Below are 14,216 nucleotides of genomic sequence, written 5' to 3' on the forward strand. Positions count from 1 at the left end.
GCCCCGCACCCGCCACGCTCAGTCCACCGTCGCCAGCGACAGCGCGAACCTGTCCCCGCAATCCGTCCACCAGTGGGTCAGCCGCAGCCCCGCACCGGCCAGCTCACGACGCACACCGTCCTCACGGAACTTCGCGGACACCTCCGTGCGCAGCTCCTCACCCGCGTCGAACGGCACCACCAGATCCAGCTGCGGGATCTTCACGGTCAGCGCCCGGCGGGCCCGCAGCCGCATCTCGATCCACTCCTCGCGCGGATTCCACCGGGCCACATGCTCGAAGTCGTCCGGCGAGAAGTCCGCCCCCAGCTCCCGGTCGACGACCGACAGCACGTTGCGGTTGAACGCGGCGGTCACCCCCGCCGCGTCGTCGTACGCCGCCACCAGCACCTCCTCGTCCTTCACGAGATCCGTGCCGAGGAGCAGCGCGTCACCGGGCGCCAGCAGCGAGCGCACCGACTCCAGGAACACCGCCCGCTCCCCGGGCAGCAGATTGCCGAGCGTGCCGCCCAGGAACGCCACCAGCCGGGGCCCGGGGGTGTCGGGCAGCGAGAGCCCGGCGGTGAAGTCGGCGATCAGCGCGTGCACCGACAACTGCGGCCGCTCGGCCAGCAGGGCGTCCGCGGCGCCGCGCAGCGCGCTCTCACTGACGTCGACCGGCACGTAGGTGTCCAGGCCGGGCAGCGCGTCCAGCAGGAACCGGGTCTTCTCCGAGGAGCCCGAACCCAGCTCGACCAGGGTGCGGGCCCCGGACGCGGCGGCGATCTCGGTGGCCCGGCCGCTCAGGATCTCCCGCTCGGCACGCGTCGGGTAGTACTCGGGGAGCCGGGTGATCTCCTCGAACAGCTCGCTGCCCCGGGCGTCGTAGAACCACTTGGGCGGCAGTGTCTTCGGTTGCCGGGTCAGGCCGTGCAGCACATCGGCGCGCAGCGCCGCGTCCGTCGCGTCCACCGGCAGGGTGCGGGTCAGCAGGAAGGGACTCACGCGTGGGGCTCCTTCAGGGGGGTGAGCAGGACATCGGCACTGGTCGCGGTCAGCAGGGTGCGGTCGGGGACCTCGCACCAGCGCGGATCGTCGTCGTACGGCTCCGAGGCGACGACCGTGTGCCGGCCGGGCTCGCACAGATGCCACAGGGTGTCGCCCCAGGCGGTCGCCACGATGGTGCGGCCGTCGGTGAGCAGCAGGTTGAGCCGGGAGCCGGGAGCGGCCTCCGCGACCTCCAGGACGGTGTCCGCCACGGCCTGGGGGAGCGCGTCGCCCGCCGCGATCCGGTGCCGCACCAGGGCCCACACCAGCGCGGAGTCGCTGCGGGCGGTGAGCCGCAGCAGCTCGGCCGGGGGCAGGGTGGCCGCCAGGGCCGCCACCGAGCCGGGCCAGTCCTTCAGCGCCCCGTTGTGGCTGAACAGCACGTCGCCCGCGGTGAACGGCGCGGCCGCCGCCTCACCGTCCGGGTCCGCCGCGGTCGCGTCCCGCACCGCGGCGAGCAGGGCGTGGCTGCGGACCACCCGGGCCAGATCGGCGAAGGTCTGGTCGCCCCACACGGGTCCCCGGCGGCGGTACCGGCCGGGTACGGGGTCGCCGTCCGCGTACCAGCCGACCCCGAAGCCGTCGGCGTTGACCGTCCCGTACCGTTGCCGGCGCGGTGCCCAGGACTGCCGCACCAGGCAGTGCGCCGGCCGCGTCAGCACCTCGCCCAGGGCCACCGGCCGCCCCAGGTAGGCGATATGACGGCACATCAGAGATCCCTCGCGGTGCGGAAACCGGAGAAGATCTGCCGCCTGACCGGCAGGTCCCAGTTGCGGAACGTACCCCGGCAGGCCACCGCGTCCACCGCGAACGAGCCGCCCCGCAGCACCTTGTGCCCGGGGCCGAAGAACACCTCCGAGTACTCGCGGTACGGGAACGGCGCGAACCCCGGATAGGGCAGGAAATCGCTCGCCGTCCACTCCCACACGTCACCGATCAGCTGCCCCGCCCCGCACGGAGCCCGCCCGGCCGGATACGCCCCCGCGGGCGCCGGCCGCAGATGGCGCTGACCGAGATTGGCGTGGACCGGGGCAGGGTCCTCGTCACCCCACGGATAGCGGCGGGAGCGACCGGAAGCGGGGTCGTGCCGGGCCGCCTTCTCCCACTCCGCCTCCGTGGGCAGGCGGCGGCCCGCCCAGCGCGCGTACGCGTCGGCCTCGTACCAGCTCACGTGCAGGACCGGCTCGTCGTCCGGCACCGGCTCGGTCACCCCGAAGCGGCGGCGCAGCCACTGCCCGGCCTCCCGGTGCCAGAACAGCGGGGCCTCCAGCTGGTGTTCGCGGACCATCGCCCAGCCCTCGGGCGCCCACCAGCGCCGCTCGCCGTATCCGCCGTCCTCGATGAACGCCCGGTAGGCGCCGCAGGTCACCGGGGCGGTGTCGATGTGGAAGCCGGGGACCTCCCGGCGGTGCGCGGGGCGCTCGTTGTCGAGCGCCCACGGTTCGGTCGACGTACCCATGGTGAACGGGCCCCCGGGCACCAGCACTTCGGCGGGCAGTGCCGGGGCGTCCACCGGGCGCGGCGGCTCGGGCGCCGTCAGCGCCACCGGCCCCGAACGCAGCTGATGGGTGATCAGCATCGTTTCGTCGTGCTGCTGTTCGTGCTGGGCGATCATCCCGAAGGCGAAGGCGGACCGCACCAGGGCGGCGCCCCCGTCGAGCGGAGCGGATTCGAGGACGTCCAGCGCCCTGCCGCGTACCTCCGACGCGTACGAACGGGCCTCGGACGGCGCCAGCAGCGGGAGCGAGGGACGGGTGGCACGCGGGTGCTCGAAGGCGTCGTACAGGCCGTCGATCTCCGGGCGCATCGCCTCCCGGCCCGCGACGCCGCGCAGCAGCCACAGCTCTTCCTGATTGCCGATGTGCGCGAGGTCCCACACCAGCGGGGACATCAACGGCGAGTGCTGAGCGGTCAGTTCGTGGTCGTCCACGCTGTCGGTGAGGAGCGTGGTGCGCTTCCGGGCGGTGAGCAGCGCGGCGAGAGCCCGCTCGCGCAGCGCCTCGGCGTCCCCGGTGTGCGGGGGAGCGGGGGATTCGGTCATGACAGGGTCCCCTTCGGATGGTCCGGGCGGTGGGCCGGGCCCGCGGTGAGCAGGTCGCGCAGATCGTCGGCCGGGCATCTGCCACGGGCGACGTAGCGGTCGTGGAAGCCGGCCACGGCGTCCACCACCGCCCGGGACGCGCCGATCCTGGGCAGCGCCTCCAGGGCGAGCGCGAAGCAGACGGCAGCCGCCTGGCGCAGCTCCGGATCGGTCAGCCCGTCGCGGGCGGCGGCCGTCCAGAGCGGATTGCGCGGGGCGGCCGAGGCACCCGCGGTCTCGGCCAGCGGCTTCACGGCGCGGTAGACGGTCTCGGCGGCCTCGGGGTCGTCGAACAGGGCGGTCGTGACGGCGAGCGGCACGATCCAGCCGTCGTCACCGGGCTGCGCGTCGATCATGCGCAGCTCCAGGTGCCCGCGCGGCCGGACCGGCGGGAACAGCGTGGTGATGTGGTAGTCGAGGTCACCCCGGTCCGGGCGGCGTCCGGGCAGCCCCGAGCGGATCCAGTCCCGGAAGGCGAGCCCCTCCGGCACGGCCCACGGACCCTCGCCCCGGACACACAGCACCGGCGTGTCCAGGACATGCGCGGTCCAGGCGTCGCGCGGCGGCAACGCGCCGGAAGGCGCCAGCGTCCGTGACGCGTCCAGGTCGGCCCACAGGGACTGGCGCGTCGAGCGCCAGGGTGTCGGCGCGCCCCGCTGGAACGGCGAGTTGGCGAAGGCCGCCACCAGCACCGCGCCCAGCACATGGGCCAGCTGCCAGCGCCGCGCGTACCCGAGCGGCCCCGGCTCCTCCTCCCCGGCGTCCAGGCAGACCTGGACCGAGGCGGTGGTGCACATCATGGCGCGGCCGGCCGGCCCCCGCCGGTCGAACGCGCTCTCCATGGCCTCGTACCGGGGCTCGCGCAGGACCCGGCGCGGTGTGTGCCACGGATCGACGCCCAGACCGGCGGGGGCGAGACCCAGCCGGGCGAGGGCGGCCCGTACGGCGACGAGATCGGCGGCGGTGTCGTCGACACACGCCATCAGGGAAGCGGCGGGGCGCGAGCTGAGCTCCAGCTGTCCGCCGGGTTCGAAGGTGAGCGCCGCACTCAGGGGCAGCGCCCGGACGGCCGTTGCGGCCGCCTCCAGCAGGTGGGGCGGGACGGGGCGGTGTGGGTGTTCACGATCGTGCAGAAGCCATTCGAGTTCGACTCCCACGGTGCGCGGCGGTCCCGTCTTGAAGCAGATGCCGCGCAGTAAATCCTCCGCCTCGCCCTCGCCGATGGGCGGGGCCGGAGCGGGCGGACCGTGGCCGCTGGGTGTGTCGGATGACATGCCGGGCCTCCTTCTTCCGGTGCGTCCGTCCTACCCAAAACCCTGTAAAGGGATCGCACAAGAGTGCCCTGTGCGCCGAATATTCGGTTGCGTCTCCTGGGGCGGGGCGTCGACCATGCCCCGTATGCACCTTAAGGGGGAGAGGTCGTGAGCGCCCGGCTGCGCGGCATCGCGCGGGAGACCGAAGCCATCGTCCGGGCGGGTTCCTACCGCACCGCGCAGGGCCGTGACGTCAGCATCGAACGTGCCCTGACCGCCGCCCTTTCGGGCACCCGTCTGTACGGCCCGGAGCCGGTGCCCGTCGCCGTGCTCGACCGCGACCGGAGCCCGGCCATCGAGGTCACGGGTGAGAGCAGCCTGCGGGCGGCCGCCCGGATGACCACCGAGCGGCCCGGCAAGGTGGCTGTCCTGAACTACGCGTCCGCCCGCAACCCCGGCGGCGGCTACCTCAACGGCGCCCAGGCGCAGGAGGAAGCCCTGTGCCGGGCCTCCGCCCTGTACGCCACGCTGCTGCGGGCCCCCGAGTACTACGCCCACCACCGCGCCGAACGCAGCGCGTTCTACACCGACCGGGTCATCCACTCACCGGGCGTGCCCGTCTTCCGCGACGACCGCGGCCGGCTGCTCGACACCCCGTACGCGGCGGGCTTCCTGACCTCGCCCGCGCCCAACGCCGGAGTGATCCGCGCCCGGACCCCGCAGGAGGCGCACCGCGTCCCCGCTGCGCTCGCCGCCCGCGCGGAGCGGGTGCTGGAGGTCGCGGCCGTACGCGGCTACCGCCGGCTGGTCCTGGGCGCCTGGGGGTGCGGCGTCTTCCGCAACGACCCCGCCGAGGTGGCCGGCGCGTTCCGCGCGCTGCTCACCGGGGAGGGCCGGTTCGCGGGCCACTTCGAGCAGATCGTCTTCGGCATCCTCGGCCGCGACGACACCTCACCGACGAAGACCGCGTTCGAGCGCGTCTTCGCCCAGTGGTGTGAACCCTCACCCTGACGTCCAGGGTGAGGGTCACCACCGTCACGACCAGCCGTAGCGCTCCCTCAGCCGCCCGACGACCAGGTCGAACCTGTCCCGGTCCAGGGCGCACGCCTCGCGCCGCATCCCGTCCTCGTGCACCCGCAGCACCCGGTCCAGGTCCACCCACGACTGGCGCCCCGAGCTGTCCCAGGGGCCGGCGCCCAGCGCCACCCACTCGCGGTCCCGGTCGTGCTGCTTGCTGGACAGCTGCACGGCCAGCAGCGTGCCCGCCGCCTCCCGCGCCACCACCAGCACCGGACGGTCCTTGCCACGCCCGTCGTTCTCCTCGAAGGGCACCCAGGTCCAGACGATCTCCCCGGGATCGGGGTTGCCGTCCCGGTCGGGGGCGTAGGAGGTGCGGACCGGGCCCACATCGCGGGGCTCGGCCTCCGCGGTGGCGGTGGAACCCGAGCGGCCGGGAAAGGCGGCCGGATCGTCATGGCTGTCGGTGCGGTGCTGGATCGTCATCGCAACACCGTAGAACCTGGCCCGCCGTCCGTGCGGAGCGGGGCGGGCACGGGGCCATGGCGCCCGGAGATCTCCAGGTCTGCGAGACTGCCCGCTGCCATGAGTCAGTTATCCGAGCAGCCCACCGAAGGCCCCGTACCGACCAGCGCCGATGTGGCGCGACTGGCCGGCGTCTCCCGGGCCACCGTCTCCTACGTCCTCAACAACAACGCGCACGTGCGGATCAGCGAGCCGACCCGCCGCCGGGTACGGGAGGCCGCCGACGAACTCGGCTACGTACCCCACGCGGCGGCCAGGACCCTGCGCGCGGGCCACTCCCGCATGGTGCTGCTGCCCACCGGCAACATGCCCACCGGGCCCCTGCATCTGCGCTTCCTGCACGAACTGGAGGCGGGGCTGCGGCACCTGGACTACACGGTCGTCCAGTACGGCTCCCTCGGGCTCGGCGCCGACGACGCGGCCCGCGCCTGGGCCGAACTCCGCCCGGCCGCCGTCATCGTGCCGGGATCCGTCCCCCTCGCCCCGCAGGGCATAGCCGTGCTCCGGCGCTCCGGAGCCAAGGCCGTCATCACCCTGGGACCCCAGCCGGTCGAGGGCGCCCACGCCCTGATCATGGATCAGCGTGAGGTCGGCGGCTGCGCGGTTCGCCATCTGCTGGAGTGCGGGCGGCGCCGCATCGGCGTGGTGATGCCCGACGACCCGGGCGCCGCCGTGTTCGCCGCTCCACGCCTGGCCGGAGCCCGCGCGGCGGCGATGACCGGGGGCGGCCGGATCGAGGCGCTTTCGCTGCGCTACGACGAGGAATCGGCGGCGACGCTGGCCGCCAGGTGGCCCGAACTCGGCCTGGACGCCGTGTTCGCGTACGACGACACCTACGCGATGCTCCTGATGCGGGCGTTGCAGGACGTGGGGGTCCGGGTGCCGGCCGACGCCGCCGTGGTGGGCGCCGACGACTCCATGCTCGGGCGGCTGCTGCGGCCCCGGCTCAGCAGCGTGCGGATGGAACTGGCGACGGCGCAGCCGCTGGCGGACCTGGTGGACCGCCTGGTACGGCATCCGAGGACCCCGCCCGAGCGCCACGACCTGCTGCGGGCGCGGCCGGTGCGGCGGGAATCCAGCTGAGCGCGTGCGCCCGCGCGGCACTGTGCGCGGGCGACCCTGCGCCTTGAGTGCGCCGCATCCGACGCCGCGCGCTGATCCACCAGTAATCGCGGGACAGCCCTTAGCGTCATGGCATGAGCCATCCGCAGAGCTACGAAATCCTCATCGTCCCCGAGTTCACCGACGACAAGGCCCCCGGGACCGAGGGAGCCGGGGGCGACGCCACCGGCTCCAGCGTCCGGGGCGCGGCGGCCAAGGGCTCCGACGGCGGGGGCCCCGGCGCCGCCATCCGCTCCGCCGTCGTGACCGCAACCGGCGAGACGGGCGAGACCGGCTACCCGCGCTACGCGGGCGAGGGCATGGTCGCGGACATCGACCCGAGGACGCAGTCGGTGGAAGGCCTGCTCATCGACGGTTCGGAACTCGCCTACGGGCTCTCGGCGCGCATCGCGGAACGCGACCGCACCCAGCGTGAAACGGACGGCTGAGGCCACCCGCCCCTCGTCCGCCGACCGGCCCGCCCCGGCCCACGACCGGAACCGGCCGAGAGCACGAGCGGTACCGACCGGTTCACCGGCCGGTACCCGCGACGCCGGAAGGGGCGGCGGCTACTGCTGCCCCTCCTGCTGCGCCTTCTGCTCGGCTTCGATGGACTTGCGGACCTCGTCCATGTCCAGCTTCCGGGCCTGGCCGATGACGTCCTCGAGTGACGCCTCCGGCAGCGCACCGGGCTGGGAGAAGACCGCCACGTTGTCCCGGACGATCATGAGCGTGGGGATCGAACGGATCTCGAAGGCCGCGGCCAGCTCCTGCTGGGCCTCGGTGTCCACCTTGGCGAAGACCAGGTCCGTATGGCGCTCGGACGCCGCGTCGTAGACCGGGGCGAACTGCCGGCACGGGCCGCACCAGGAAGCCCAGAAGTCGATCAGGACGAACTCGTTGTCGCTGACGACCTGGTCGAAGTTTTCCTTGGTGAGCTCTACGGTGCTCATGCGTTGCTACCTCTTCCTCTGCCCGTATGAGACGTGTCCCGGACAACGGTGCCCGGACTCGCGCTATTCCGCCTGCCCATGTGGCCGCGACCCACACCCCCGGACAGAATGGACGCATGACACATGCTGCGGAGCCTGCCGTGTACGACGTCGTGGTCATCGGTGCGGGTCCGGTGGGTGAGAACGTGGCGGACCGGGCGCGGGCAGCCGGGCTGAGCGCCGCCGTCGTCGAGTCCGAGCTGATCGGTGGCGAGTGCTCCTACTGGGCCTGCATGCCCAGCAAGGCCCTGCTGCGCCCGGTCGTCGCCCGAGCGGACGCCCGCCGCGTCCCCGGCCTGAGCGGCGCCGTGCAGGGGCCGCTCGACTCCGCCGCCGTCCTCGCCCACCGCGACGACTACGCCTCGCACTGGAAGGACGACGGCCAGGTCGCCTGGCTCGACGGGATCGGGGCCGCCGTCTTCCGCGGACACGGCCGGCTGACCGGGCCCAAGGAGGTCACCGTCACCGCGCCCGACGGCACGGAACACCGCCTCACCGCCCGGCACGCCGTCGCCGTCTGCGCGGGCACCCGGGCCGTGGTCCCCGGCCTGCCCGGGGTCGAGGACGCCCGCCCCTGGACCAGCCGTGAGGCGACGAGCGCCAAGGCGGTGCCCGGCCGGCTCGTCGTCGTCGGCGGGGGAGTCGTCGGCGTGGAGATGGCCACGGTCTGGGCCGCCCTCGGCTCCGAGGTCACCATGCTGGTGCGCGGCGGGGGACTGCTCCCCCGGATGGAGCCATTCGCGGGCGAGCTGGTCGCGGAGGCGCTGACCGAGGCCGGCGCCGACATCCGTACGGGCGTGTCGGCCACCTCCGTCCGCCGTGCGGGCCCGGACGGGCCGGTCACGGTGGGACTCGACAACGGCGGGAGCATCGAGGCCGACGAGGTCCTCTTCGCCACCGGCCGAGCCCCGCGCACCGACGACCTCGGCCTGGAGACGGTCGGCCTGGAACCCGGCTCGTGGCTCACCGTGGACGACAGCTGCCTGGTCGAGGACACGGACTGGCTCTACGCGGTCGGCGACGTGAACCACCGGGCGCTTTTGACCCACCAGGGCAAGTACCAGGCACGCATCGCGGGCGCCGCGATCGCCGCCCGCGCCCAGGGGACGCCGCTGGACACCGGCCGCTGGGGCGCCCACGCGGCGACCGCCGACCACGCGGCCGTGCCGCAGGTCGTCTTCACCGACCCCGAGGCCGCCTCGGTGGGCCTCACCCTGGCCGAGGCGGAACAGGCCGGCCACCGGGTCCGTGCCGTCGACTTCGACCTCGGGTCCGTGGCCGGGGCCGGGCTCTACGCGGACGGCTACCGGGGCCGCGCCCGCATGATCGTGGACCTCGACCGCGAAGTCCTGCTGGGCGTCACGTTCGTCGGCCCCGGCATCGGTGAACTCCTCCACTCGGCGACGACGGCCGTCGTGGGCGAGATCCCCATCGCCCGGCTCTGGCACGCGGTGCCGGCGTACCCGACGATCAGCGAGGTCTGGCTCCGGCTGCTGGAGACCTATCGGGGCTGACGAGCCGCGTGACATGTCGTGCGTCAGCCGGCCCGCTCCGGTGCGAGCGGCCGGCCGCAGCGCAGGTTCCACCGCCCCGAGCGCCCGCTGAGTTCCGTCAGGGTCAACGGGGCGACGTCGAGCCGCCAGAACGCCTGGGGCGGCAGTGCCAGCGCGTGGACCAGCGCCGCCCGCACCAGGGACGGCTCGGCGACGGCCAGCACCCGATCGTCCCCGCCCCCGCCCCCGTCTCCGTCCTCGCTCCCGCCGCCGTCGTGCAGTGAGTCGAGCCAGGCGCCCGCTCTGGCGCACAGGCCGAGCAATGACTCGCCGCCGTGCGGGGTGGCGGCGGGGTCCGCCAGCCAGGCCGCCACCGCTTCCGGCTCGCGCGTACTCACCTCGTCCAGCCGGGCACCCGTCCACCGCCCCAACGCCCATTCGACCAGGGCGGGTTCGCCGTCGGACCGGAGCCCGAGGGCCTCGGCGGTCAGGGCGCACCGCTCGGACGGCCCGTGCACGGCGCGGCCCGCGGCGGGCACCTGAGGGGCCGCGAGCCGCGCCGCCCGGACGCCGGAGGCGTCGAGCGCGGAGTCACCGGCGAACCGGGCCTCGCGCATCGCCGCGTTCATCGCCGGTGAGATCAACATCACCCGTACCGTCATACCCGCCCTCAACTCCCCGAACAGTGGCCACATGGCCAAGCACACCATGGCATCCGGGGCCGTCGAGCGGTCCGGACGGGCCATGGCGGACCTCTGTGTCCAGGGGGTATGGTCTCGGCGACATGACGAGGGTGTGACGGAAGTCCGGTGAGAATCCGGCACGGTCGCGCCACTGTGTACCCGCACGCCCGCGGGAAGTCAGACCCAGCACCTTCGTCTCAGGCACCACGATCGGGACGCGTGTTCCCACAGGAGGTTCTGCCATGGCGCAGACTGCTGCCCCCGCCACCGGCGCATCCGCCATCACCCCCATCTCCCTGAAGGCCCTTGCCCCTTGGGCGGTCTTCTTCGGCATTCTCATGCTGGTCCTGCTCTACTTCGTCGGCGCCGAGCAGGGCGCCACGGCCGTCATCTCCGGCGAGGGCGTGCACGAATGGGTCCACGACGGCCGCCACCTCCTCGGTTTCCCCTGCCACTGACCTGCCTGCTGATCCAGGGGAATCCCTCATGAACTCCATATCTGTCAGAGCCCTGCTGGTCCGCGGCATGCTGGCCGGACTGGTCGCGGGTGCGCTCGCGATGCTCGTCGCGTACTTCCTCGGTGAGTCCCGCGTGGACGCCGCCATCGCGCTCGAAGAGGCCGCCCACAGTGGCCACGGCCACGACCACGGCGCCGCCGAGGAACTCGTCAGCCGGAGCATGCAGTCCACCGCCGGCCTGGCCACCGGTGTACTCGTGTTCGGCGTGGCCATCGGCGGTATCGCCGCGCTCGTCTTCTGCTACGCCCTGGGCCGGATGGGCCGGTTCGGCCCGCGGGCCACGGCCGCGCTGATCGCGGGTGCGGCCCTGCTGAGCGTGTACATCGTGCCGTTCCTGAAGTACCCGGCCAACCCGCCGGCCGTCGGCAACCCCGACACCATCGGCAAACGCACCGCGCTGTTCTTCCTCATGGTCGCCCTCAGTGTGCTGCTCGCCGTGGCCGCCGTCATCATCGGCAAGCGGCTCGCGCCCCGCCTGGGCAACTGGAACGCGACGGTCGTGGCGGCGGCCGGCTATGTGCTGCTGATCGCCCTCGCCTATGTGTTCCTGCCGTCGTTCAACGAGGTCGGCGCGGACTTCCCGGCCACGCTGCTGTGGCAGTTCCGGCTGGCCACCCTCGCGGTACAGGTCACGCTCTGGACCACGTTCGGCCTCCTCTTCGGCCACCTCACCGAACGGCTGCTGGCGCCGAGGGCCGAGGCGCTTCCCGGCGCCCGTGGCCGGGCGGCCACGGCTGTGGGATGACCCTCACCCCTCTGCCGTTACTCATACGCGCGACGGGCGGAGCCCGCCGGACCGGTCCGGCGGGCTCCGCCCGTTCACTCTTCCCCGTCGTCGTCACCCCAGTCGATGAGGTAGTACTTCACCGACGCGTCCTCGGCCACCAGGCGCATGCCTGCGGCCGTCATGACGTGCTGAGAAGCGATGTTGTCGGCGTCGGCGTCCCCGAGCACCTGGGAGACACCCTGGTCCCGGGCGAACCGGAGCAGCGCCCGGAGCGCCTCGGAGGCGTACCCCTTGCCGCGCGCCGACTCCACGAGCCCGTAGCCGATGGTGACGCTTCCCCGCTCGTCCGGCGCCCGGTGGAACCCGACCCCGCCGATGATCGCACCGTCCTCGCGCAGCCGTATCTCGTACAGGCCGAACGGGCTGGGGTCGCCGATCCCCTCGCACGTGGTGAGGAAACGCATGGCTGCCCCCTTGTCACCGGGAGAGGGGTAGCCGAGGGCCCAGCGCACGCCTGCGGGAGCGCTACCGGCGACCACGTGTTCGGCGTCGGTGACGCTCATCGCGTGCAACAGCAGACGGGGGGTTACGAGATCGTCGTCCATGGTCATGTGGACTATCACGGGCGGTTGGGACCGAGCACGCGAATATAGCGGCCGCTGCGGGCGACTACGGGTCCCGGCCATGATCGCGCCCATGAGGACTACGCGTCCGGGCGAGTGGCCGGGATACCCGCGGCCACGTGTCTGGAGCCGTAGCCCATGATCACCGTTATCTGCGACTACGCGTCCCCGCCCGGTCCGAAGTCCCCGGACAGCGCGGCGGCCAGCCGCAACTGCGTGTCCGCCTCGGCCTGGCGCCCCTGCCGCTCCAGCGTGCGGCCGAGCATCAGCCGCGCGTAGTGCTCCACGGGGTCGCGCTCCAGCACCGCCCGCAGCTCCGTCTCGGCCCGCGCGAGGCGTGCGGAGTGGTAGTAGGCCCGCGCCAGCAGCAGCCGGGGCGCGACCTGCTCCGGAACCTCTTCGACGAGGCCGCCCAGGATGCGGGCGGCTGTCACGTACTCCTTCGCGTCGAAGAAGAACCCCGCACGCTCCCAGCGCTCGGCGGCGGTGCCGAACTCGTAGTAGCTGTCGCTCATGTGCCCTCCTCGGTCGAGCGGTCGCGGGCCGGCCTCGCGGGCGGTTCCCGCAGGAGCTCGGTACGGTCCACACAACACCCGTAGGTCGTTGAACATTCCACTACTTCTTCGGCGTGGGTATCACCCGCTCCCACCCGCGGCGGAATAGGTTGAGGGCCATGAGCAATCTCGATCGCCAGGCCGTCCCCTCCGTCTGCGGAGGACGGGGCTTCGTCGTCGCCGAACCGGTACGTGAACTCCTCGCCCCGCGCCATGTGCGCCTCGGCGAGTCCACCGAGGTCCGCAGACTGCTGCCCAACCTGGGACGCCGCATGGTCGGGGCCTGGGCCTTCGTCGACCACTACGGCCCCGACGACATCGCCGACGAACCCGGCATGCAGGTGCCGCCCCACCCCCACATGGGCCTTCAGACCGTCAGCTGGCTGCACGAGGGCGAGGTCCTGCACCGCGACAGCCTCGGCAGCCTCCAGACGGTGCGCCCGCGCGAACTCGGCCTGATGACCTCCGGCCGGGCGATCAGCCACTCCGAGGAGAGCCCCAAGCGGCACGCCGCTCTGCTGCACGGCGCCCAGCTCTGGGTGGCGCTGCCCGACGCGCACCGCTCGGTCGAGCCGCACTTCCAGCACCACAGCGACCTGCCCACCGTCACCGCCCCGGGCCTCACGGCCACCGTCATCCTCGGCGAACTGGACGGCGCCGTCTCGCCCGGCACGGCCTACACCCCCATCGTCGGCGCCGACCTCACTCTGAACCGGGGCACCGAGGCCCGTCTGCCTTTGGACCCCGACTTCGAGTACGCCGTGCTGTCGATGTCCGGCGAGACCGAGGTCGACGGCGTCCCGGTGCTGCCCGGCTCGATGCTCTACCTCGGCTGCGGCCGCACGGAACTCCCGCTGCGCGCCGAGTCCGACGCCGCCGTGATGCTCCTGGGCGGCGAGCCCTTCGAGGAGGAGCTGATCATGTGGTGGAATTTCGTGGGCCGAACCCAGGACGAGATCGCGCGGGCTCGGGAGGACTGGACGAACGGTGATCGGTTCGGCACCGTACACGGCTATGACGGCCCGCCGATCCCGGCTCCGGTGCTGCCGGACGTGGCGCTGAAACCTCGTGGACGCGTGCGCTGATCTGCGGATCTTCGCCTGCGCGGAGTGTGGCTTCCTTTTCGGAGGTGAGCCGTGTGGGGGTAGGCGTGCAAGCAAGGCCGAGACCGCTCTGGACGGCGCTTGGGGCTGGGCGGCGCTATCTCATCTGTGCCAGCGTGTTTCCGCGTCTGCCAGGACGGATGCTGACTTAATGCTGACTTTCCTGATGAGGCGTCAGTTGAGACCGATCGCCGACCGGGGTGCTATTGATCCGGAACGCTTTGGGTTCAGGCTCGTTGACTGTGTGTGCGTGATCTGGTGGGGGACGCGCGGACGTGGTCGCCGGACGCACAGGAGGCTGTGCGGCTACTGGCGGTGTCCGCGCTGGTGGAGGGTCGGGACAGGTCGGAGGTCGCGGGCTTGTTCAAGGTGTCGGTCAGGGCCGTGGACAACTGGTGGGCGAGGTGGCAGGCGGGTGGCCGGGACGCGCTGCTGTCCCGGCCGCGAGGCCGCCGCACAGGCGAGCACCAGGTGCTGTCCGAGGCCGAACAGGCCGCCGTGCGGCAGGCGGTCCTTGACCATAT

The 14,216-nt window shown here is 72.9% G+C and carries 17 protein-coding genes and 1 riboswitch; of the genes, 8 read left to right on the forward strand and 9 right to left on the reverse strand.

Going from position 1 to position 14,216, the window contains the following annotated elements; translation table 11 throughout:
• Window positions 1–18 precede the first annotated feature (18 nt).
• The 4 genes from egtD to egtA are packed head-to-tail and all read right to left on the reverse strand — an operon-like array spanning window position 19 to window position 4,377.
• Entirely contained in the window at window positions 19–981 is a 963-nt protein-coding gene (egtD, locus tag B082_RS0123300) for an L-histidine N(alpha)-methyltransferase (RefSeq protein WP_018554212.1), read from the reverse strand.
• Window positions 978–1,733 carry an ergothioneine biosynthesis protein EgtC gene (egtC, locus tag B082_RS0123305; protein WP_018554213.1) on the reverse strand — a complete coding sequence of 252 codons (756 nt, stop codon included), beginning with the start codon at window positions 1,731–1,733 and terminating at the stop codon, window positions 978–980. The genes egtD and egtC overlap by 4 nt, the downstream gene beginning before the upstream one ends.
• A complete protein-coding gene (gene egtB, locus B082_RS0123310; protein WP_018554214.1) occupies window positions 1,733–3,064 on the reverse strand; it encodes an ergothioneine biosynthesis protein EgtB in 1,332 nt (443 codons plus the stop codon). The genes egtC and egtB overlap by 1 nt, the downstream gene beginning before the upstream one ends.
• Window positions 3,061–4,377 (reverse strand): ergothioneine biosynthesis glutamate--cysteine ligase EgtA, encoded by a 1,317-nt coding sequence (gene egtA, locus B082_RS0123315; RefSeq protein WP_018554215.1) that lies wholly within the window; start codon window positions 4,375–4,377, stop codon window positions 3,061–3,063. Before egtA ends, egtB begins: the two co-directional genes overlap by 4 nt.
• A 147-nt stretch (window positions 4,378–4,524) precedes the next feature.
• Between egtA and B082_RS0123320 the strand changes: the two genes are divergently transcribed.
• Window positions 4,525–5,367, forward strand: a complete 843-nt coding sequence (locus B082_RS0123320) for a TIGR02452 family protein (RefSeq protein WP_018554216.1) — start codon at window positions 4,525–4,527, stop codon at window positions 5,365–5,367.
• A gap of 24 nt (window positions 5,368–5,391) precedes the next feature.
• Here the strand turns inward: B082_RS0123320 and B082_RS0123325 are convergent, their stop codons facing one another.
• The gene (locus B082_RS0123325) at window positions 5,392–5,859 is read right to left on the reverse strand and encodes a type II toxin-antitoxin system PemK/MazF family toxin (RefSeq protein ID WP_018554217.1); all 468 of its coding nucleotides are present in this window, start codon (window positions 5,857–5,859) and stop codon (window positions 5,392–5,394) included.
• Between the two features lie 99 nt (window positions 5,860–5,958).
• Between B082_RS0123325 and B082_RS0123330 the strand changes: the two genes are divergently transcribed.
• Window positions 5,959–6,981: a LacI family DNA-binding transcriptional regulator gene (locus B082_RS0123330; RefSeq protein ID WP_026250106.1), complete on the forward strand. Its 1,023-nt coding sequence runs from the start codon at window positions 5,959–5,961 to the stop codon at window positions 6,979–6,981.
• Window positions 6,982–7,094: 113 nt separating this feature from the next.
• Window positions 7,095–7,448: a hypothetical protein gene (locus tag B082_RS0123335; RefSeq protein ID WP_018554219.1), complete on the forward strand. Its 354-nt coding sequence runs from the start codon at window positions 7,095–7,097 to the stop codon at window positions 7,446–7,448.
• Window positions 7,449–7,568: 120 nt separating this feature from the next.
• Here the strand turns inward: B082_RS0123335 and trxA are convergent, their stop codons facing one another.
• Window positions 7,569–7,952: a thioredoxin gene (gene trxA / locus B082_RS0123340; protein WP_018554220.1), complete on the reverse strand. Its 384-nt coding sequence runs from the start codon at window positions 7,950–7,952 to the stop codon at window positions 7,569–7,571.
• Between the two features lie 116 nt (window positions 7,953–8,068).
• Between trxA and B082_RS0123345 the strand changes: the two genes are divergently transcribed.
• On the forward strand, window positions 8,069–9,505 hold the full coding sequence (locus B082_RS0123345) for a dihydrolipoyl dehydrogenase family protein (RefSeq protein ID WP_026250107.1): 1,437 nt from the start codon (window positions 8,069–8,071) through the stop codon (window positions 9,503–9,505).
• A gap of 23 nt (window positions 9,506–9,528) precedes the next feature.
• Here the strand turns inward: B082_RS0123345 and B082_RS0123350 are convergent, their stop codons facing one another.
• Window positions 9,529–10,146: a histidine phosphatase family protein gene (locus B082_RS0123350; RefSeq protein ID WP_018554222.1), complete on the reverse strand. Its 618-nt coding sequence runs from the start codon at window positions 10,144–10,146 to the stop codon at window positions 9,529–9,531.
• A gap of 124 nt (window positions 10,147–10,270) precedes the next feature.
• Window positions 10,271–10,364: riboswitch (adenosylcobalamin (AdoCbl) riboswitch) on the forward strand.
• 45 nt (window positions 10,365–10,409) lie between these two features.
• On the opposite strand from B082_RS0123350, the gene B082_RS0123355 reads away from it, so the two are divergent.
• Window positions 10,410–10,625 (forward strand): CbtB domain-containing protein, encoded by a 216-nt coding sequence (locus B082_RS0123355; RefSeq protein WP_018554223.1) that lies wholly within the window; start codon window positions 10,410–10,412, stop codon window positions 10,623–10,625.
• A gap of 28 nt (window positions 10,626–10,653) precedes the next feature.
• Window positions 10,654–11,430: a CbtA family protein gene (locus B082_RS0123360; RefSeq protein WP_018554224.1), complete on the forward strand. Its 777-nt coding sequence runs from the start codon at window positions 10,654–10,656 to the stop codon at window positions 11,428–11,430.
• A 74-nt stretch (window positions 11,431–11,504) separates the two neighbouring features.
• Here B082_RS0123360 and B082_RS0123365 read toward each other — a convergent pair whose 3' ends face one another.
• Both B082_RS0123365 and B082_RS0123370 read right to left on the reverse strand, forming a co-directional pair.
• The gene (locus B082_RS0123365) at window positions 11,505–12,023 is read right to left on the reverse strand and encodes a GNAT family N-acetyltransferase (protein ID WP_018554225.1); all 519 of its coding nucleotides are present in this window, start codon (window positions 12,021–12,023) and stop codon (window positions 11,505–11,507) included.
• Between the two features lie 170 nt (window positions 12,024–12,193).
• Window positions 12,194–12,550, reverse strand: coding sequence for a tetratricopeptide repeat protein (locus B082_RS0123370; RefSeq protein ID WP_018554226.1), 357 nt, complete (start codon window positions 12,548–12,550; stop codon window positions 12,194–12,196).
• Window positions 12,551–12,708: 158 nt separating this feature from the next.
• Here B082_RS0123370 and B082_RS0123375 point away from each other — a divergent pair, with 158 nt between their 5' ends.
• Together B082_RS0123375 and B082_RS0123380 are read left to right on the forward strand one after the other, a co-directional pair.
• Complete coding sequence (locus B082_RS0123375) at window positions 12,709–13,674, forward strand: pirin family protein (protein ID WP_018554227.1); 966 nt, start codon at window positions 12,709–12,711, stop codon at window positions 13,672–13,674.
• 345 nt (window positions 13,675–14,019) lie between these two features.
• The coding region (locus B082_RS0123380) for a helix-turn-helix domain-containing protein (RefSeq protein ID WP_234018213.1) at window positions 14,020–14,216 on the forward strand (197 nt) is incomplete at its 3' end.

It is taken from the genome of Streptomyces sp. ATexAB-D23 (genome assembly GCF_000373645.1).
In the GTDB taxonomy this organism is placed as follows: domain Bacteria; phylum Actinomycetota; class Actinomycetes; order Streptomycetales; family Streptomycetaceae; genus Streptomyces; species Streptomyces castrisilvae.

Bases quoted from the DNA above. Each gene is read 5' to 3' on its own strand.
- B082_RS0123375 (WP_018554227.1), top strand. From the start codon at position 12,709: ATGAGCAATCTCGATCGCCAGGCCGTCCCCTCCGTCTGCGGAGGACGG.
- B082_RS0123355 (WP_018554223.1), top strand. From the start codon at position 10,410: ATGGCGCAGACTGCTGCCCCCGCCACCGGCGCATCCGCCATCACCCCC.
- egtB (WP_018554214.1), bottom strand. From the start codon at position 3,064: ATGACCGAATCCCCCGCTCCCCCGCACACCGGGGACGCCGAGGCGCTG.
- trxA (WP_018554220.1), bottom strand. From the start codon at position 7,952: ATGAGCACCGTAGAGCTCACCAAGGAAAACTTCGACCAGGTCGTCAGC.
- B082_RS0123370 (WP_018554226.1), bottom strand. From the start codon at position 12,550: ATGAGCGACAGCTACTACGAGTTCGGCACCGCCGCCGAGCGCTGGGAG.
- egtC (WP_018554213.1), bottom strand. From the start codon at position 1,733: ATGTGCCGTCATATCGCCTACCTGGGGCGGCCGGTGGCCCTGGGCGAG.
- B082_RS0123365 (WP_018554225.1), bottom strand. From the start codon at position 12,023: ATGACCATGGACGACGATCTCGTAACCCCCCGTCTGCTGTTGCACGCG.
- B082_RS0123345 (WP_026250107.1), top strand. From the start codon at position 8,069: ATGACACATGCTGCGGAGCCTGCCGTGTACGACGTCGTGGTCATCGGT.
- B082_RS0123330 (WP_026250106.1), top strand. From the start codon at position 5,959: ATGAGTCAGTTATCCGAGCAGCCCACCGAAGGCCCCGTACCGACCAGC.
- B082_RS0123325 (WP_018554217.1), bottom strand. From the start codon at position 5,859: ATGACGATCCAGCACCGCACCGACAGCCATGACGATCCGGCCGCCTTT.
- B082_RS0123350 (WP_018554222.1), bottom strand. From the start codon at position 10,146: ATGACGGTACGGGTGATGTTGATCTCACCGGCGATGAACGCGGCGATG.
- B082_RS0123360 (WP_018554224.1), top strand. From the start codon at position 10,654: ATGAACTCCATATCTGTCAGAGCCCTGCTGGTCCGCGGCATGCTGGCC.
- egtA (WP_018554215.1), bottom strand. From the start codon at position 4,377: ATGTCATCCGACACACCCAGCGGCCACGGTCCGCCCGCTCCGGCCCCG.
- B082_RS0123335 (WP_018554219.1), top strand. From the start codon at position 7,095: ATGAGCCATCCGCAGAGCTACGAAATCCTCATCGTCCCCGAGTTCACC.